14 protein-coding genes are annotated in these 19,374 nt (G+C 35.5%); 12 read left to right on the top strand and 2 right to left on the bottom strand.

The genetic code is table 11. The annotated features are described in order from the left end of the window. Positions 1-2 precede the first annotated feature (2 nt). Entirely contained in the window at positions 3-797 is a 795-nt protein-coding gene (locus tag TS1_RS00555; protein ID WP_068706730.1) for a glycerophosphodiester phosphodiesterase, read from the bottom strand. Between the two features lie 313 nt (positions 798-1,110). Between TS1_RS00555 and xerC the strand changes: the two genes are divergently transcribed. From xerC to TS1_RS00530, 5 genes are read left to right on the top strand one after another with little or no spacing between them, the layout of a single operon-like run. Continuing rightward, a complete protein-coding gene (gene xerC / locus TS1_RS00550; RefSeq protein ID WP_068706728.1) occupies positions 1,111-2,007 on the top strand; it encodes a tyrosine recombinase XerC in 897 nt (298 codons plus the stop codon). Positions 2,008-2,035: 28 nt separating this feature from the next. After that, positions 2,036-2,584, top strand: coding sequence for an ATP-dependent protease subunit HslV (hslV, locus tag TS1_RS00545; RefSeq protein WP_174519309.1), 549 nt, complete (start codon positions 2,036-2,038; stop codon positions 2,582-2,584). A gap of 4 nt (positions 2,585-2,588) precedes the next feature. Next, on the top strand, positions 2,589-3,995 hold the full coding sequence (hslU, locus tag TS1_RS00540; RefSeq protein ID WP_068706800.1) for an ATP-dependent protease ATPase subunit HslU: 1,407 nt from the start codon (positions 2,589-2,591) through the stop codon (positions 3,993-3,995). A gap of 48 nt (positions 3,996-4,043) precedes the next feature. Next, entirely contained in the window at positions 4,044-4,829 is a 786-nt protein-coding gene (gene codY, locus TS1_RS00535; RefSeq protein ID WP_068706724.1) for a GTP-sensing pleiotropic transcriptional regulator CodY, read from the top strand. A 24-nt stretch (positions 4,830-4,853) separates the two neighbouring features. Beyond that, the gene (locus tag TS1_RS00530) at positions 4,854-5,729 is read left to right on the top strand and encodes an aldose 1-epimerase family protein (protein ID WP_068706722.1); all 876 of its coding nucleotides are present in this window, start codon (positions 4,854-4,856) and stop codon (positions 5,727-5,729) included. Between the two features lie 109 nt (positions 5,730-5,838). On the opposite strand, the gene plsY is transcribed toward TS1_RS00530, so the two are convergent. Beyond that, entirely contained in the window at positions 5,839-6,489 is a 651-nt protein-coding gene (plsY, locus tag TS1_RS00525) for a glycerol-3-phosphate 1-O-acyltransferase PlsY (protein WP_068706720.1), read from the bottom strand. Positions 6,490-6,604: 115 nt separating this feature from the next. On the opposite strand from plsY, the gene TS1_RS00520 reads away from it, so the two are divergent. The 7 genes from TS1_RS00520 (at position 6,605) to glgB (ending at position 19,350) form a co-directional block, all read left to right on the top strand. Next, complete coding sequence (locus TS1_RS00520; protein WP_068706718.1) at positions 6,605-7,033, top strand: CoA-binding protein; 429 nt, start codon at positions 6,605-6,607, stop codon at positions 7,031-7,033. Between the two features lie 256 nt (positions 7,034-7,289). Then, positions 7,290-9,302 carry a DNA topoisomerase IV subunit B gene (parE, locus tag TS1_RS00515; RefSeq protein WP_068706716.1) on the top strand — a complete coding sequence of 671 codons (2,013 nt, stop codon included), beginning with the start codon at positions 7,290-7,292 and terminating at the stop codon, positions 9,300-9,302. Positions 9,303-9,313: 11 nt separating this feature from the next. Then, a complete protein-coding gene (gene parC / locus TS1_RS00510; protein ID WP_068706714.1) occupies positions 9,314-11,770 on the top strand; it encodes a DNA topoisomerase IV subunit A in 2,457 nt (818 codons plus the stop codon). Between the two features lie 815 nt (positions 11,771-12,585). Beyond that, the gene (gene pflB / locus TS1_RS00505; protein ID WP_068706713.1) at positions 12,586-14,868 is read left to right on the top strand and encodes a formate C-acetyltransferase; all 2,283 of its coding nucleotides are present in this window, start codon (positions 12,586-12,588) and stop codon (positions 14,866-14,868) included. 155 nt (positions 14,869-15,023) lie between these two features. Next, on the top strand, positions 15,024-15,791 hold the full coding sequence (gene pflA, locus TS1_RS00500; protein ID WP_068706712.1) for a pyruvate formate-lyase-activating protein: 768 nt from the start codon (positions 15,024-15,026) through the stop codon (positions 15,789-15,791). A gap of 279 nt (positions 15,792-16,070) precedes the next feature. Continuing rightward, the gene (locus tag TS1_RS00495) at positions 16,071-16,997 is read left to right on the top strand and encodes a manganese-dependent inorganic pyrophosphatase (protein ID WP_068706711.1); all 927 of its coding nucleotides are present in this window, start codon (positions 16,071-16,073) and stop codon (positions 16,995-16,997) included. A gap of 466 nt (positions 16,998-17,463) precedes the next feature. Continuing rightward, positions 17,464-19,350 (top strand): 1,4-alpha-glucan branching protein GlgB, encoded by a 1,887-nt coding sequence (gene glgB, locus TS1_RS00485; RefSeq protein ID WP_068706708.1) that lies wholly within the window; start codon positions 17,464-17,466, stop codon positions 19,348-19,350. Positions 19,351-19,374: the final 24 nt, after the last annotated feature.

The following is a 19,374-nucleotide window of genomic DNA, read 5'->3' as shown; positions in this document are numbered from 1 at the left end:
TTTTATCTATAGTTATCTTCTAATAATAAAGCTTTAGCAGTATAGTTAGTAAAATAGCTATCAATGTTTAAGTCAATGGCTTTTTTTATTTCATCACTACTATTTAATGTCCATACATTGAATTCTTTATTATTTTCATGAGTTTTTTTGATATTGTTCTTATTCATTAGCTTAGAATTTGCGCCAATAATATCAATATAGTCATGTTTTAAAGCTTCATTTAATTCGTCCTCTGTATTCACCAGAATTAGCTTTTGCATGTTAGGAAAATTAATTTCTAATGTTCCTAAAGCTTCTTTGTTACGAGCTTGTACAATAATTTTGTCTTTCAAATCGTATTTTTTTACGAGATTTTCAAAAGGTTTTATAGCTCTTGAATTGTCTTTTTCTTTCAACTCTATTGCGTAATATGTACTATCTCCATACTTTTTAAATACATCTTCTAGTTTCAAAATGGGCTGGTGATCAGAAGTTCTTAGTTTGTCTATTTCTTTATCGTTCATATCACTGTAGTTTTTATCTACGCCAGTTATACGTTTTGCATTTTCATCATGAGAGATATATAAAGTACCACTTTTTGAAGTTACTAAATCCTGTTCGATATACTTTGTTCCATAATCAATAGCTAGATCATATGCTTTAAAGGTATGCTCAATTTCTTCACCACTAGCTCCACGATGAGATATAACGTAGTCATTTTTTGGTGCGGGCTTAAAAACAATAACTATTGTTGTAAATAATAAGATAAATAAAAACAAAGAGATTGGTTTAAAAATATTCTTCTTTTTTCTATGCATTTTTAACCTCCACTACTAGTCTATCACAGGTTAGGTAAAAAATAACCCGACAAATGTTTCGTTGTAATGGCCTTTTTTGTAACGATGAAATTCTTGGTCATTTTAAAATAAGGTGTTAAAATAATGATTGCTTTTTATAAATGAAGCACATCCGAATTAAACTAGATTAGTTATTGCTTACTTAGCAAGTAATTTCATAATTTTTTTAATTGTGAACATACTTTGAAATATTGATTAAATTCTGACAATTTATTTGTAATTTTATTTTTTCTATGCTACATTTTAGGAGAATAAGGAATAGGAGAAGTGCAAGATGACAAAAGATTGGCCTAGTGAGTATTATCGTTATCTTTTGGTAGAGCGTGGTTATTCTAAAAAAACAAAAGAAGCTTATCAAGAGGATATTACGAATTTTTTTTCTTTTTTAAAAGACTCTGGCGACGCTAATTATTTACAGATTGATCACCGCGATGTACGTGTTTATTTAAGTGAATTAAATGAGAAAAAGTATAGTCGCAATACAGTTAGTCGTAAAATTGCCAGCTTGCGTTCTTTTTATCATTTTTTATTAAAACAAGGAGTGATAGAAGAAAATCCTTTTTCTTATGTTCATTTGAAGAAAAAAAATGTCAAACTTCCTCGTTTTTTTTATGAAAAAGAAATGGAGGCGTTGTTTGATAGTGTTCAAGGATCGAAACCGTTGCAACAAAGAGACCGAGCTTTGCTAGAAGTCTTATATGGCTCTGGCTTACGGGTTAGTGAATGTTCATCATTAACGCTTGAACAAATCGATTGGGATAATAGCGTATTATATATCCACGGAAAAGGAAATAAAGATCGTTATGTGCCGTTTGGAGCTTACGCTCAAGAAGCGTTGGATGAGTATCTAACCAATGGGCGTTCTTTTTTGATGGAAAAATATCATAAGACACACGCATATGTCTTTGTTAACCGTTTAGGTGATGGGATCACTTCAACGGGTATTGAGTATGCTTTAAATCAAGTAATCAAAAAAAGCAGCTTGGACTCACAAATCCATCCGCATATGCTGCGACATACTTTCGCCACTCATTTGTTAAATAATGGGGCAGACATGCGGACAGTGCAAGAGCTATTAGGACATGCTAATTTATCAACGACGCAGATTTATACTCATGTAACTAAAGAGAATCTGCAAAAAAATTATCGCCAGTTTCATCCAAGAGCATAAAGATGATTTAAATTTAGGAGGAACAACAATAATGGAATCACAATTTCATTCAACAACTATTTGTGCAGTTGAAAAAGACGGCAAATTTGCAATGGCCGGAGATGGCCAAGTAACTATGGGCGAACAAGTCGTCATGAAAGGAACAGCGCAAAAAGTACGGCGCATTTATAACGGGGAAGTCGTTGTCGGTTTTGCTGGAAGTGTAGCTGATGCGTTTACTTTAGAAGAAAAATTCGAAGAAAAATTAAATGAATATCATGGAAATTTACAACGAGCTGCCGTTGAGTTAGCTCAAGAATGGCGCACTCAGCGTTCTATGCAAAAACTTGAAGCCATGTTAATTGTCATGAACAAAGAAGAAATGCTTTTAGTTTCAGGAACAGGCGAAGTGATCACACCTGATGATGGTATTTTAGCGATTGGCTCAGGAGGAAATTTTGCTTTGGCTTCTGCTAGAGCGATGCGCAAATATGCTAGTGATAAATTAACTGCTAAAGAAATTGCTGAAAATGCATTGAATATTGCAGCTGATATTTGTATTTTTACCAACCATGATATTAATGTGGAGGAATGTTAGTTTGATGACGAATCGAGAAAAAACACCTAAAGAAATTGTAAATGAACTAGATAATTATATTATTGGCCAAGATCAGGCGAAAAAATCAGTTGCTGTGGCGTTGCGAAATCGTTATCGTCGGTTACAATTAGATGAACAAATGCAACAAGATGTTACTCCGAAAAATATTTTAATGATCGGCCCTACCGGGGTAGGAAAGACTGAAATTGCTCGTCGCTTAGCCAAAACAATTTCTGCACCTTTTGTAAAAGTAGAAGCTACGAAATTTACTGAAGTTGGTTATGTTGGTCGTGATGTCGAATCAATGGTGCGTGATTTAGTCGAAAATGCGATTCAAATCGTCAAAAAAGCGCGTTATAGCGATGTATACAGCCAAGCAGAAAAAAAGGCTAATCGTCGTTTAGCAAAAGCTTTAGCGCCGGGGATTAAAAAAGAAAAACGGAAAAGTCAAAATCCTTATGAACAAATGATGAATATGTTCGCTCAAGGACAACAGTCACAAGAAACTGAAGAGCCAGAAGAAGAGCTGACAGAAGAAATTAGAAGCAATCGTCAAGCTATTTTTGAACAATTACAAAGAGGCGTTTTGGACAACCGCGAAGTTACAATTCAAGTAGAAGAAGAGAAAAATCAAAACCCGATGATGAACAATGGTTTAGAGCAGATGGGAATTGACTTGAGCGAGGCTTTTTCTCAATTAACGCCTAGCAAAAAAGTGGATCGTACTTTGCCAGTAAAGGATGCTAGAGAGCTGTTGATTCAAGAAGAATCTGCTAAATTAGTAAACGACGCAGATATCCATAGTGAAGCAATCCAGTTAGCACAATCAAGCGGTATTATCTTTATTGATGAGATTGATAAAGTGACTGCAAAATCAGAACAATCGGGGGACGTCTCGCGTGAAGGGGTACAGCGTGATATTTTACCAATTGTAGAAGGTTCTCAAGTGAATACTAAATATGGGGCAATCCAGACAGACCATATTTTATTTATCGCTTCAGGTGCTTTCCATGTATCTAAGCCAAGTGACCTAATTCCAGAATTGCAAGGACGTTTTCCAATTCGTGTTGAACTCAATGATTTAAATGCTGAAGACTTTGTCAAAATTCTAAAAGAACCCAATAATGCCTTAGTTAAACAATATGTTGCTTTATTAGAAACTGAAAACGTAAGTGTGACATTCACGCAAGAAGCTATTGAAAAGATTGCAACGATTGCTTTTGAAGTCAACCGTGACACGGATAATATAGGGGCTAGACGTTTGCACACGATCTTAGAAAGATTATTAGAAGATCTTTTATTTGAAGCTTCTGATATGCAAATGGGTGAAATTCAAATTACTGAAGCCTATGTTGAGGATAAATTATCGGATATTGCTAAGAATAAGGATTTAAGTCGTTACATTCTGTAAAAAAGTCGCTGGGTTAAAAATGCTGGAAAACACTTAAAGGAGAAGATTATGAGTACACTGTTAGAACAAACTAGAAAAATTAACGAATTATTGCAGCAAAATAATACGTTTAATATCGAATCTGACTTGCCTTATGGCGAAATGGCAGATGTTTTAGGAGATATTTTGAACAGCAACACTTATATTATTAGCGATGATGGAAGTGTGTTAGGTTTTGCTGAAATATTGGATGTCAATAATGAACGGGTCAAGAATATGTTTGTACAAAAACAATTTCCTAAAAGCTATACAGATATGGTAGATCAGCTAAAAAAAACTGAGGCAAATATTACTATTGAAAGTGACATGACAGCTTTTCCTGTGGAATTGCGAGAAGTTTATCCTAATGGGGTAACGACTGTTGTTCCAATTTTTGGCGCGGGCGAACGTTTGGGGACAATTATCTTGTCTCGTATTGAACAGCCATTTAATGAAGAAGATTTGGTTCTGGCAGAATATAGTGCAACGGTTGTCGGAATGCAAATTTTGTACCAAAAATCGCGTAGTATCGAAGAAGATGTGCGGAATACAACAGCTGTTCAGATGGCTGTTGGTACGCTTTCTTATAGTGAGTTAAAAGCTGTACAAGCCATTTTTGATGCTTTGGATGGGGATGAAGGGCGTCTGACTGCTTCTAATATTGCTGACAAAATTGGGATTACTCGCTCTGTAATTGTTAATGCTTTGCGAAAGCTTGAATCAGCAGGCATTATTGAATCACGTTCGCTAGGGATGAAGGGCACTTATCTAAAAGTTTTAAATCATCGGTTTAAAGAAGAATTGGATAAAGCCTAAGTTTTAAGAAAAGAGGAATGCGCGATGGCAGTTACAATCGAAACGGATCATCTAAAGGCAGTACTCAACGAAAAAGGTGCTGAGTTGGCTAGCTTAAAGCGTAAAGATGCAGATATTGAATATATCTGGCAAGCTGATCCAGAATTTTGGAAAAGACACGCTCCAGTGTTATTTCCCATCGTCGGTTCGTTAAAAAATGGAACTTACAGCTATAAAGGCAAGACTTACCAATTGCCGCAACATGGTTTTGCTAGAGATATGAATTTTGAGCTAATAGAACAAAAAGAAGATGCTGCCAGTTTTCGGTTAAAAAGTACAGAAGAAACGAAAAAGGTATATCCTTTTGATTTTGAATTAGTTATTGGATATGTTTTAGGCGGTGATGGTCTAACAGTAGATTATCAGGTAAAAAATACTGCTGATGAAGAAATGTATTTTTCCATTGGTGCTCATCCGGCATTTAATATCCCTTTAGAAGATTCTTTGACATTTACCGATTATTACGTAGATCCTTCCCCGGCGAAGTCAAGAATTCATTTACCATTAAAGGATGGACTTATTGACTTAAAGCAGCGAACGCTTGGTCAAACAAACACTTCAATTGCTTTAAACCATGAATTGTTTAAAAATGATGCTCTGATTTACGAAACGAAAGGGCTAAATTCCTTTGCTATTCGTACTGAAAAGTCACCACATTCAGTTACAGTCAGCTTTAAAGATTTTTCTTATGTCGGTATTTGGTCGACTTACCCTACTAAGTCTTCCTTTGTTTGTATTGAACCTTGGGTGGGTATTGCCGATACAACTGAAAGCAGTGGGGACCTGACGGAAAAATTAGGAATTCAAAAATTAGCGGCACAAGATATCTTTCATACAAAATACGCTATCGTTGTCAAATAACTAAGAATGTTGACAATAAAATATCCGAACTATAAAGGATTGCTCCATCAATTACTCGTTATGAGCTAAAAAGCAGAAGCCAATCTGATTGATTATAGTTCGGATGTTTTCATTTTACTTTTTTCTTTTTCTTTGTTTTACCTTTATTTAAGCCAAAAGAAATTCGACTCTCTGTTCCTTGACGAATGCGTTGAATATTTTGTCTATGTAGATAGAATATAAATGCTGTCACTACGACTGCTATAAAAGAAAGCAATCCATCGGGTTCTGGCAAGAGCACTGGAAAAATAAACGGCAGAATAAAAGTAGATAGTGTAATGATCACTGCTGCAAGCATACTAGACAAACTTACCATGCTCGTGATAAATAATAAAATTAAAAAAATTGCCAACGAGTAGAAAAAGAAAAGCGGATGGTAACCTAACAACATGCCGGCACTGGTCGCGACAGCTTTACCTCCCTTGAATTCGGCAAAGATAGGAAAGACATGTCCTATAATCGCACATAAACCAAATATTAAGGGATTGATGTCTATCCCTGGTAGATAAGCTAAAGAGGTCGCCAGTGTCCCCTTTAATAAGTCAGCAAGAAAAACAGCAAATCCGGCTTTAACACCCAATATACGGAAGGTATTTGTTGTTCCAGAGTTGCCACTTCCATATTGACGAATGTCTTTTTTGTAAAAGGCTTTTCCAATCCATAAGCCAGACGGAATGGAGCCGAGTAAATAAGCAATAAGCATTAATAGAATTATTTTCATAAGAACCAACCTTTTGTTAGACTAGCAATATTTTAGCATGAAAACATAAAAGCAACAACTTAATTATTGATCTAATGCAAGTTAGATAATAAATTTTTAAAGGAGTACGATGATAATGGCTTTTAAAAATCCAGACGAACAAACAATTCAAAACTACTTAAAAACAGCAAAAAACGTAGCCGTTGTCGGCTTAAGTGATAATAGTGAGCGTACAAGTTACCAGGTGACAGAAGTTGTTCAAAATCATGGCTATCACATTTTTCCTGTGAATCCAAAATTGGCAGGTAAAGAAATATTAGGTCAAAAAGTCTATGCACGTTTACAAGATATTCCAGAACCGATTGATATTGTGGATATATTTCGCCGCAGCGAATTTTTACCTGAAGTTGCGGATGAATTTTTAGAAACAAACGCTAAAGTTTTTTGGGCACAATTAGGACTTGAAAGTGAAGAAGCAGCGAAGAAGTTACAAGAGGCAGGTCGCAATGATATTGTAATGAACCGTTGTATCAAAATTGAATTAGGAAAACTAGATCAAAAATAATCTCAGTAAGACTCTCGCATAGGTTTTAAGCTTTTAATGAAAAAATAGTTTATAGCCTGTAAATAAAAAGTTTTTTAGTTTAAAAAGAACGGATTACAAATGATCGAGTTGGCGAACTGATTCTAAAGAAAAACTTCATTTCGAGGTTTTTCTTCTTTTTTTTGTCAGCTTTTTAGCGTATGATATAGTGTGTTCGTGTAACAAATTTAATTATAAATACTGATAAAAGAAAAACAAGATACAAGGAGCGTTGACTTTGGCAAAAAAATCCAATGAATATAATGATGCTTCAATCCAAGTATTAGAGGGATTAGAAGCAGTAAGAAAACGTCCAGGGATGTATATTGGCTCTACGGATCAGCGCGGATTACATCATCTGGTATACGAAATTGTAGATAATGCAGTTGATGAAGCACTTTCTGGTTATGGGGATACGATTGATGTTACTATTTGTGAAGATAATAGTATCCAAGTGGTTGACCATGGACGAGGGATGCCAGTAGGAATGCATGCTTCAGGTATTCCTACCGTAGAAGTCATTTTTACTGTTCTGCATGCGGGCGGTAAATTTGGACAAGCGGGAGGATACAAAACTTCTGGGGGTCTACATGGTGTAGGTGCTAGTGTGGTTAATGCTCTTTCAAGCTGGCTGGAAGTAACCATTGTGCGTGATGGGATGAGATATAAAGAAACGTTTAAAAATGGCGGTAAGCCAGAAGGTACATTAAAAAAAATCGGAAAAACGAAGGAAGCAAACAGTACAACAGTACATTTTTTACCAGACCCAGAAATTTTTTCTTCAGCTAAGGTTTCATATAGTACTTTAGCTGAACGGCTGCGTGAGTCAGCTTTCTTACTAAAAGGCGTAAAAATTACTCTGACAGATTTACGAGGAGAAGAAAAAACAGAAGAAGCTTTTTTCTTTGAAGAAGGAATCAAAGAATTTGTCGACTATTTAAATGAAGAAAAGGATACCTTAACACCTGTCGCCTATTTTTCTGGTGAAAAAGATGGCATCGAAGTAGAATTTGCTTTTCAATATAATGATGGTTATTCGGAAAATATTCTGTCATTTGTTAATAATGTAAGGACTAAAGATGGTGGGACACATGAAGCAGGTATGAAGGCCTCTTTGACAAAAACCTTTAATGAATATGCTCGTAAGGTTGGTTTATTAAAAGATAAAGACAAAAATTTAGAAGGTAGTGATTTTCGCGAAGGGCTAGCCGCTATTTTGTCTGTACGCATTCCTGAAAATTTATTACAATTTGAAGGACAAACAAAAGAAAAATTAGGAACTCCTGCCGCTAGGACGGCAACAGATAACGTTATTAGTGAACAACTCATCTTTTACTTACAAGAAAATAATGACATGAGTCAAATGCTTATACGTAAAGCAACTAAAGCACGATTAGCTCGTGAAGCGGCTCGAAAAGCACGTGAAGATAGTAGGAACGGTAAGAAAAAGAAAAAGGGCGAATCCCTACTTTCGGGTAAGCTAACCCCAGCACAGTCTAAAAATCCACAAAAAAATGAGTTATATTTAGTTGAAGGTGACTCAGCGGGTGGTTCGGCTAAACAAGGACGCGATCGAAAATTCCAAGCTATTTTGCCTTTACGCGGAAAAGTCATTAATACTGAAAAAGCGAATATGCAGGACATCTTAAAAAACGAAGAAATCAATACCATGATTTATACCATTGGTGCAGGCGTTGGTCCGGAGTTTACATTGGAAGATTGCAACTATGATAAAATTATTATTATGACCGATGCAGATACTGACGGTGCACATATTCAAGTATTACTACTAACCTTTTTTTATCGCTATATGAAACCTTTGGTAGAAGCAGGAAAAGTGTATATTGCTCTGCCTCCATTTTATAAGGTAACGAAAGGTAGTGGAAAAAAGCAGATCAATCAATATGCTTGGACTGATGAAGAATTAGCTTCTATTACTCAAAATATAGGCAAGGGCTATTTGTTACAACGGTATAAAGGTTTAGGTGAGATGAATGCAGAACAATTATGGGAAACAACTATGGATCCAGAACACCGAACGTTAGTACGTGTTAGAATCGATGATGCTGCGCAAGCAGAGCGCCGGGTAACCACTTTGATGGGGGATAAAGTCGCTCCTAGAAGAAAATGGATCGAATCGCATGTACAGTTTAGCTTAGAAGAAGACGGTAGTATTCTAGAGACGACTGAATCAACAGATGAAAAAAATACAGCAGAAGAATCTTTTGAAGAAACGAAATTATTTGAGTAGAAGGTGAGTTTTTGGAACAAAATAATCATATTCAAGAGTTAACATTAGAAGAAGTGATGGGCGATCGTTTTGGTCGTTATTCGAAATATATTATTCAAGAACGAGCTTTACCAGATGTTCGAGATGGATTAAAACCGGTGCAACGACGTATTCTATTTTCAATGAATAATGATGGCAATACTCACGACAAAAGTTTTCGTAAATCTGCTAAATCTGTTGGCAATGTCATGGGAAATTACCACCCACATGGAGATAGCAGTATTTACGAAGCTATGGTACGAATGAGTCAAGACTGGAAGTTGCGAGAAGTTTTAGTGGAAATGCATGGCAATAATGGGAGTATGGATGGGGATCCGCCTGCAGCAATGCGTTACACGGAAGCTCGTCTATCGGAACTAAGTGGTATGATGTTGGCTGATATTGAAAAAGATACTGTGGATATGGTATTAAATTTTGACGATACTGAAAAAGAACCTACTGTATTACCGGCAAAATTTCCCAATTTGCTGGTAAATGGTTCCACCGGAATATCAGCTGGTTATGCAACAGAGATTCCCACGCACAATTTAGCAGAAGTGATCGATGGTACTGTCTATTTAATCGATCATCCTAATGCTTCTTTAAATAAATTAATGGAATTTATTCCAGGACCGGATTTTCCTACAGGAGGTATCCTTCAGGGAAAAGAAGAAATCAAAAAAGCTTATGAAACCGGTAAGGGAAAAGTGATTTTGCGGTCCAAAACAGAAATTGAAACATTACATGGCGGCAAGCAGCAAATTGTTGTTACTGAAATCCCCTATGAAGTAAATAAAGCTACTTTAGTGAAAAGAATCGATGAAATTCGTCTAGCAAAAAAAATCGAAGGTATTGCAGAAGTACGAGACGAAACAGACCGCTCCGGCTTACGCATGGTTATTGAGTTGAAAAAAGATATAAATGCGCAAGGTATATTGAATTATTTATTTAAAAATACAGACTTACAAGTCAACTATAGTTTTAATATGGTAGCTATTGACCATAAGCGGCCTCAGCAAGTGAGCTTAAAGCATATTTTAGCAAGTTATATTGAACATCGTCGTGACGTAGTTTTAAAACGCAGTCAATTTGAATTAAATAAAGCGCAAAAACGACAACATATCGTCGATGGATTGATGAAGGCATTGTCCATTCTTGATAAAGTAATTGCCACTATTCGTGCTAGTAAAGATAAAAAAGATGCTAAAAATAACCTGGTTATTCAGCATCAGTTTACTCAAGCACAGGCAGAAGCCATCGTTAATTTGCAGTTATACCGTTTAACCAATACTGATATTACTGAATTGGAAAATGAAGCAAAAGAATTAGCCGCCTATATTGCTGAATTGCAGAAAATTTTAAGTGATGAAACTGAATTAATGAAAGTCATAAAAAATGAATTACGGCAAGTGAAAAAGAAATTCAGTACTCCGCGGTTAACGCAAATTGAAGAACAAATTGAAGAAATTAAGATTGAAACAGAAGTCTTAGTTCCTTCAGAAGAAGTGATGACAGCTATTACTAAAGAAGGATATATTAAGCGTAGTAGCTTACGTTCTTTTAGTGCTTCTAGACCCGAAGAACTTGGGATGAAAGAGACAGATGAGGTGGTTTTTTGTCAACAGTTAAATACTTTGGATCATTTGTTGCTGGTAACTAATAGAGGAAATATGATTTACCGTCCTGTTTTTGAATTGCCTGATTTGAAATGGAAAGACACAGGAGAACATCTCTCGCAGACAGTATTAAACTTTAACTCCGATGAAGTCGTTTTGTCAGTTTTCAGTTACAGAGAATTAGATGCAGCTCGAAATTTTGTGTTTATGACGAAAAATGGCATGATTAAGCAAACTCGAATGGATGAATTTGCGCCATGGCGGACCTATAAAAGCCGTGGAGTTACTGCAATGAAATTTAAGGACGAAACAGATGAATTAATCAATGCTTTTCTAGTCGATACAAAAGAAGAACTAGATGTCTTTTTAGCGACTTATAAAGGTATGGGACTACGTTATGCATTAAATGAAGTACCTATAGTTGGTGCAAAGGCAAGTGGTGTTAAAGCCATTAATCTGAAAGCTGAAGATGAAGTAGTCAATGGACTATTGGTTTATAGTAATGGGGATAATCCTGTCATTATTGTATCTCAGCGTGGTGCAATAAAACGTATGCTTGCTCAAGAACTGAGTCAATTAAGCCGAGCTAAACGAGGTGTTATGATTTTAAGGGAATTGAAAAAAAATCCTCATCGTATTGTTTACATGGGAGATGGACAAAATAAAACGTTGCTACTGGCTAATGAAAAGGGGCAACAAGCAGAAATTCAAAGTGATCATTATCCGATTAGTGATCGTATGTCAAATGGCTCGTTTGCCTTGGATGAAAAACAAGGCGGTAAAGTTATTGAAGTCAAGGAACAATTTGACTTGCAAGAGGATAGAGAAGAATAAACCAATGATACCAAGAATAAGCGGCGAAAAGTGTCGTTTATTCTTGGTTTTTTATAATAAGGTTAAAACTAAAATCATTGAATCCTGAAAATAAACGCTAGGTATAAGTTTAGACAATTTATAGGGGTTAAATTAAAAAAGCGTTACCTATCTTTGGGTTTTCAGGGGTTAAATCTTCGTTTTACTCCCTATGAAGAGCATAACAGGGAGTGAAACAGCTATTCGATCCTTATGTTTTTTCTTTTTTTCTATAATCATACAAATTTATACTAATTTACTCTAATAACAGGGAGTCTTTTTTTAATCTATTCCCTGTCTTTTACTTCTCAGGGAGTGAAATCTAGAAACATTCCCTATCTTTGCAAACATAGGGAATCGATTTGGATTTTCCTCCCTGTCTTTGTCCATAGCGAAATGCTTAGCACTTATAAAATAGGTAAGCTGTTTATAGTATAGTATTTCCAGATAGGAGCTAAATTTGAAAGTAGGATAGACCATATAGAATCGTGTACCCAGAAAACGTCTATCTACTTTCTTTACTGTATCATTTTCTATTATAGCTTTGTAAAACTGTACCAATACAGTGAGCTTGTTTTACTAATTTGTGTGATTTTTATCTTGCCGAAAAAATAAAAAATGATTAAACTATCACAATTAAAATGCTTAAATTCCGGGCTTTTAACAGGAATAATGTATTTTTTTATTTGTATTTGTTAAAAAACTAACATGCAAGTGCTTGCAAAAAAAGGGCTATGTGTTATACTATTCACAGTAAGACTGTTGCATAAAGCACAGAAAATAAGGAGGAGCATCATATGGCATCTGTAACAAATAATACAGAAAACGTAAACAAGACTGCTTGGGAAGGTTTTAAAGGAGAAACTTGGCGCCATGAAGTAAACACACGTGATTTTATTCAAAACAACTATACTGAATATCGCGGAGATGACAAGTTTTTAGAACCAATTGCTGAAAGTACAGACAAATTGTGGACCCAATTACAAGAATTATTTGAAGTAGAACATGAGCACAAAGGCGTTTATGACATGGATAACGACATTCCATCAACTGTTACCTCACACGGTCCAGGATATTTAAACAAGGACGAAGAAAAAATTGTCGGCTTACAAACAGACGTACCACTAAAACAAGCTTTCCAACCTTTTGGCGGCATTAAGATGGCAAACAATGCTTTGCAATCAAACGGTTACGAAGTGGATGAAGAAATGACGAAGATTTTCACTGACTGGAGTAAAACGCACAATCAAGGTGTTTTTGATGCGTATACTCCAGAAATGAGACGGGCACGCTCGAATAAGATCATTACAGGGTTGCCTGATGCTTATGGTCGTGGACGTATTATTGGTGACTATCGCCGAGTTGCTTTATACGGAATTGACTATCTGATTGAACAAAAACAAGATGATTTAGCCAATACGGGAAATCGGACAATGACCGACGATGTTATTCGTTTAAGAGAAGAAGTAACTGAACAACTACGAGCTTTAAATGACTTGAAAACAATGGCTGCTTCTTACGGCTTCGATATTTCTCGCCCGGCAGAAACAGCACAAGAAGCGATTCAATGGTTGTATTTTGGCTATTTAGGTGCTATTAAATCACAAAATGGTGCTGCAATGTCCTTTGGACGAGTTTCAGCTTTCTTAGATATTTATATCCAACGTGATTTGGATAAAGGTATTCTTACAGAAGCACAAGCACAAGAACTAATCGACCAACTTGTCTTAAAATTACGTATGGTGAAATTTGCACGTACGCCGGAATATAATGAATTGTTCTCAGGTTTCCCTGTTTGGGCAACTTTATCTCTTGCAGGTATGGGAATTGACGGACGTTCACTAGTAACTAAAAATGATTTCCGCTTGTTGCATACATTAAGCAATATGGGACCTGCGCCAGAACCAAATATGACTGTTTTATATTCTTCTCACTTACCTGAAGGATTCCGTACATTTGCTGCCAAAATGGCCAAAGAAAGTTCATCTATTCAGTTTGAAAACGATGATTTGTTACGTGAAAACTGGGGTTCAGATGACGTGGCAATTGCTTGTTGTGTGTCTGCAACAGTTACAGGTAAAGACATGCAATTCTTTGGTGCTCGCGCTAACTTATGTAAAGCCGTTTTGTATGCAATTAACGGTGGGGTAGATGAAAAAACAAAAAAACAAGTCGGACCTAAGTATCGTCCAATAACTGGCGATTCTATTGACTATGATGACTTTATTGAAAAATATAAGGATATGTTAGATTGGTTAGCTGAGCTATATGTTAACACCTTAAATGTGATTCACTACATGCATGATAAATATTCTTATGAAGCTGCCCAATTAGCTTTAATGGATACGAATTTGAAACGTACGTTTGCTACAGGGATTGCAGGGATTTCTCATGCGGCTGATAGTATCATGGCCATTAAATACGGCAATGTTAAAGTGATTCGTGATGAAAATGGCTTGGCAGTAGATTACGAACCACAAAATGAATTTCCAACTTATGGTAATGATAATAAAGAAGCTGATGAGATGGCGAATTGGATTGTAGAATATTTCATTACTCAAATTAAACGACAACATACTTATCGCAATTCAACACCAACGACATCCTTATTAACTATTACGTCAAACGTTGTTTACGGAAAAGCCACAGGAAATACGCCTGATGGACGTCGTGCAGGCAAGCCATTGGCACCAGGAGCTAACCCAAGTTACCAAGATGGTAAATATTTAGGTGAAAAAAATGGACTACTTGCTTCGTTGAATTCAACAGCTCGTTTGAATTATGAAAATGCTATGGATGGAATTTCAAATACGCAAACGATTAACCCGACTGGTTTAGGTAAAGATGATGATACACGTATTGGCAACTTAAGAAATGTGTTGGATGGTTACTTTGACAAAGGGGCTTATCATATTAATGTTAATGTATTCTCCAATGATCTGTTACTTGACGCGCAAGAACATCCAGAAAAATATCCTAACCTAACAATTCGTGTTTCAGGTTATGCTGTTAAGTTCCGTGATTTGACACGTGAACAACAAAACGACGTTATCTCAAGAACAGCACATGATAGAATGTAAAATTTTTTTGAGGGTGACAAGACTCTTGTTGCCCTCTTTTTAAATAATGGTTAAAAAGCTAGCCATGCTTAAATAACCGCTGAATTTCTAAACTTATAGCAGGCAATAATGTTTATGACTTACTGCTTTGCTTTTTTAACGAAAGAGGGATTTTTATGACGGATCCAGTTATGGGACGTATTCATTCTACAGAAAATTTTGGTACAGTAGATGGTCCTGGTGTTCGTTTTGTTATCTTTGCTCAAGGGTGTCGGATGCGCTGTCAATTTTGCCATAATCCTGATACTTGGAATATTAAATCTAAAAAGGCACAAATGCGTACTGCTGATGATGTGCTTGATGAAGCTTTAAACTATCGTGCTTATTGGGGAGAAAAAGGGGGAATCACTGTAAGTGGTGGTGAACCTCTGTTACAAATTGATTTTTTGCTTGACTTATTTAAAAAAGCAAAAGCACAAGGAATCCATACTACGCTCGATACTTGTGGCAATCCATTTACTAGAAAAGAGCCTTTTTTTAGTAAGTTTGAAGAACTAATGAATTACACCGATTTATTATTATTTGATATTAAACACATTGATACAGTTGAGCACAAAAAATTAACGAAACATGGTAATGAAAATATTTTAGAGATGGCCCAATATTTATCAGAAATTGGGAAACCTGTTTGGATACGTCATGTTCTAGTGCCATTTCGCAGTGACTACGATGAATTTTTAGAAAGACTAAACGCATTTATCCAAACACTAGATAATGTTGATAAGGTGGAAATTTTACCTTACCATACAATGGGGCGTTACAAATGGGATGAATTGCGTCTGAAATACCCATTAGAAGGAATTGAGCCGCCAGGACAAGAACGAGTAGAAAATGCTAAAAAGATTCTTCAAGTTGACCAATATACTGGTTATCAAACAAGGTGACAAAAGAAAAATAGAATATAAGTTCTTTTGATACAAAATCCCCGAACTATAAAGAGATTACTCGTTGCGACGCAAATAAATGGCAATTAGTGATTTTCATCAGTATAGTTCGGGGTTTTTGTCTTGTTTTCCTTATGCTACAATTTCTTTTTTTATTATTGAAAAAGGGAAACGACGAAAGTGTTAGGCGATTCGACTTTTTTCATCTTATGAAAATTATGGAAATTTGTAAAACTTTTTGCTATCATATTAATGAAGAGAAAGATTGGAGTGAAGGTTATGGCAAAGGTTTTAGTTTTTGGTCACCAAAATCCTGACACAGATGCGATTGGGGCGGCCATTGCTTTTTCTGAATTACAAAAACAAAAAGGACAAGATACTGAAGCTGTTGCTTTGGGAGAAGCTAGTGAAGAAACGCAATTTGCTTTGGATTATTTCGATTTAACAGCACCACGTGTCATTACTAAGGCTAGTAATGAGACCTCTGATGTTATGTTGGTTGATCATAACGAATTTCAACAAAGCGTAACTGATATTGAAAACCTTAAAATATTGTCTGTAGTGGATCATCATCGTGTGGCAAATTTTAACACCACTGATCCGCTGTATTATCGTGCTGAACCAGTAGGATGCACGAGTACCATTATTTTGAAGCTATACAAAGAAGCTGGTTTAACTCCTGCAAAAGCAATTGCTGGTATTATGCTATCTGCTATTATCTCAGATACCTTGTTGTTTAAATCACCAACATGTACGCAAGAAGACATTGATGCCGCCAAAGAATTAGCAGAAATAGCTAGTGTAGATGTTGATAGCTATGGTTTAGAAATGCTTAAAGCAGGTACAAATCTTAGTGATAAATCAGCAGATGTCTTATTAGATATGGATGCTAAAAGTTTTCCTATGGGTGATAAAACAGTACGTATCGCTCAAGTGAACACGGTGGATTTACAAGAAGTCTTTGATCGGCAAGATGAGCTTGAAAAAGCTATGAAAAAAGCCAATAATGAGAATAATTATGATTTGTTTGTGCTTTTGGTGACAAATATCTTAGATAGTGATTCGGAACTCCTTGTGATTGGTGAGCCGAGCGAAATGGTTGAAAAAGCTTTTGATGTAAAATTAAATAATCATCGTGCTTTTCTAAAGGGTGTTGTTTCTCGTAAAAAACAAGTTGTGCCCCCTTTGACTGCAAGTTTTCAGTAATTTTATAAGATAAGACCTTTAAGACATAAGAGGATAATTCTTTTTATGTCTTAAAGGTTTTTTACTAAGAATATTTTATTAGTTATTTTTTTAAGTGTATTTATTTATTAATAACTAGTAAATCATTTTTATCTTTCGAATTTTGTGAAAAAAATCCTACTTTATAAAATTTAATACTAAGAAATAAAGGCGCAGACGCTAATTTTAGCGCTTTTTTTTGTGAAAAAAATGAAAAAAGGGATGGATAAATAAAATAGTTTGTTTCATATGCTACTGAAAATAATAGCGAAAATGTCATTTTTATAAAATGTTTCCTTTATATTTTGTGTCTTTGTTATTTTTTAGAATCTTTAAAAAATTCACTTGAAATGCTGATGTTTGTGCTATAATGGAGTTAGCAATAATAGTTAACTAATAAATTCATCATTTTAGATGTTGTTTTGTTATTTTTCAAAGGAGGGTTGTTATGCTCGAAACAAGTAAAGAAGTTTTAGAAGCTGAGCAGCGATTTTTAACGGGAGAAAATTTTTATGTTCAGCACTTTTTAGGTTTACGCAAAAATGAAAACGGATACGTTTTCCGGGTATGGGCACCAAATGCTAGACAAGTGTACCTGGTTGGAGATTTTAATGGTTGGGACGAATCTTTACCAATGGAGAAAAGGGAAAAATCTGGTGTATGGGAAATCTCAACCTCTTTGCCTGAAGAAGGACAATTATACAAATTTTTAGTCGAGCAAGCAAATGGCCGTAAAATTATGAAAATTGATCCTTTTGCGATTCGCTTTGAAAAAAGGCCTGGTACAGCAGCCGTTGTGTATACGATAGCGGAAAAAAAATGGCACGATAATTTATGGCGTGGACGCCAGAAAAAAACGAAAACATTAAAACGTCCTATGAATATTTATGAAGTTCATGCCAGTTCTTGGCAACATTATGAAGACGGACAACCATATACCTTTGATGAATTAAGAAAAGAGCTAATTCCCTATGTAAAAGAAATGGGCTATACACATATCGAATTTCTTCCATTAATGGAACATCCTCTCGGGGCTTCCTGGGGCTATCAATTGACGGGTTTTTTCGCACTATCTTCTTATTATGTTACACCCGAAGAATTTCGTGATTTTGTAGATAGTTGTCATCAAAATAATATTGGTGTATTTGTTGATTGGGTACCTGCGCATTTTTGTATTAATGAGGACACACTTCCTTATTATGATGGTACACCAACATTTGAGTATGAAGATCCAAATCGAGCTCACAACATTCGTTGGGGGACCATTTGTTTTGATTTAGGCAAACCACAAGTACAAAGTTTTTTGATTTCAAGCGCTTTATTTTGGTTTGAAGTTTACCACATTGATGGGATGCGCGTGGATGCTGTTTCTAGCATGCTGTATTTGGATTACGATGAGGGACCTTGGCAGCCCAATCATGAAGGAGGAAATCGTAATTTTGAAGGTTATTATTTTTTACAAAAATTAAATGCAGTAATCAAACTGGCCTTTCCACAAGCAGTGATGATGGCAGAAGAAAGCAGTTCTGAAACGAAAATTACAGGAATGATTGAAAGTGGTGCCTTAGGATTTGATTATAAGTGGAATATGGGCTGGATGAACGATGTATTACGATTTTATGAGATGGACCCTATTTTTCGCAAAGATAACTTCCACTTATTGACCTTTTCTTTTATGTATATGATGAATGAACACTATATTCTGCCTTTTTCACATGATGAAGTTGTTCATGGGAAAAAGAGTTTAATGCATAAAATGTGGGGAGATCGGTATAAGCAGTTCGCTCATTTACGTAATATGTATACTTTCATGATGACACATCCCGGGAAAAAATTACTGTTTATGGGTAGTGAATATGGACAGTTTTTGGAATGGAAATATGATGAAGGCTTGGAGTGGGGAAACCTAGAAGATGAATTAAATAAAAAAATGCAGACTTTTACTGCAAAGTTGAATGCTCTATATAAGCAAGAACGTAGTTTGTGGGAGTTAGAAGATACAGCTGAAACGATAGAGATTATCGATGCAGATAATACAGCGGAAAGTACATTGACATTTATTCGCAAATCAAAAACCAAAAAGGACTTTTTAATTGTAGCATTAAATTTGGCACCGATAGAAAGACAAAATTTTGCGATTGGTGTTCCCTATCCTGGAAGTTATCAAGAGGTTTTAAATACTGAAAAAACAGAGTTTGGTGGAACATGGACAAAAAACAACACTAGTTGTCAAAGTGTTGAGCAACCTTTTAAACAATTCGATTATCAAATTCAAACGATTTTACCAGCTTTAGGTGCTTTAATTATTAAACCGGAAAAAATACACACAAGTTAGCAGCAATAGTTAGGAATAATTGAG

It is taken from the genome of Tetragenococcus solitarius NBRC 100494, assembly GCF_001544195.1.
Classification (GTDB): Bacteria; Bacillota; Bacilli; order Lactobacillales; family Enterococcaceae; genus Tetragenococcus; species Tetragenococcus solitarius.
This window is presented reverse-complemented; position numbering and strand designations above follow the sequence as displayed.

Coding starts and splice junctions, on each gene's coding strand:
- hslU (WP_068706800.1), top strand. CDS start 2,589: ATGACGAATCGAGAAAAAACACCTAAAGAAATTGTAAATGAACTAGAT.
- pflA (WP_068706712.1), top strand. CDS start 15,024: ATGACGGATCCAGTTATGGGACGTATTCATTCTACAGAAAATTTTGGT.
- TS1_RS00520 (WP_068706718.1), top strand. CDS start 6,605: ATGGCTTTTAAAAATCCAGACGAACAAACAATTCAAAACTACTTAAAA.
- glgB (WP_068706708.1), top strand. CDS start 17,464: ATGCTCGAAACAAGTAAAGAAGTTTTAGAAGCTGAGCAGCGATTTTTA.
- TS1_RS00555 (WP_068706730.1), bottom strand. CDS start 797: ATGCATAGAAAAAAGAAGAATATTTTTAAACCAATCTCTTTGTTTTTA.
- xerC (WP_068706728.1), top strand. CDS start 1,111: ATGACAAAAGATTGGCCTAGTGAGTATTATCGTTATCTTTTGGTAGAG.
- codY (WP_068706724.1), top strand. CDS start 4,044: ATGAGTACACTGTTAGAACAAACTAGAAAAATTAACGAATTATTGCAG.
- TS1_RS00530 (WP_068706722.1), top strand. CDS start 4,854: ATGGCAGTTACAATCGAAACGGATCATCTAAAGGCAGTACTCAACGAA.
- plsY (WP_068706720.1), bottom strand. CDS start 6,489: ATGAAAATAATTCTATTAATGCTTATTGCTTATTTACTCGGCTCCATT.
- TS1_RS00495 (WP_068706711.1), top strand. CDS start 16,071: ATGGCAAAGGTTTTAGTTTTTGGTCACCAAAATCCTGACACAGATGCG.
- pflB (WP_068706713.1), top strand. CDS start 12,586: ATGGCATCTGTAACAAATAATACAGAAAACGTAAACAAGACTGCTTGG.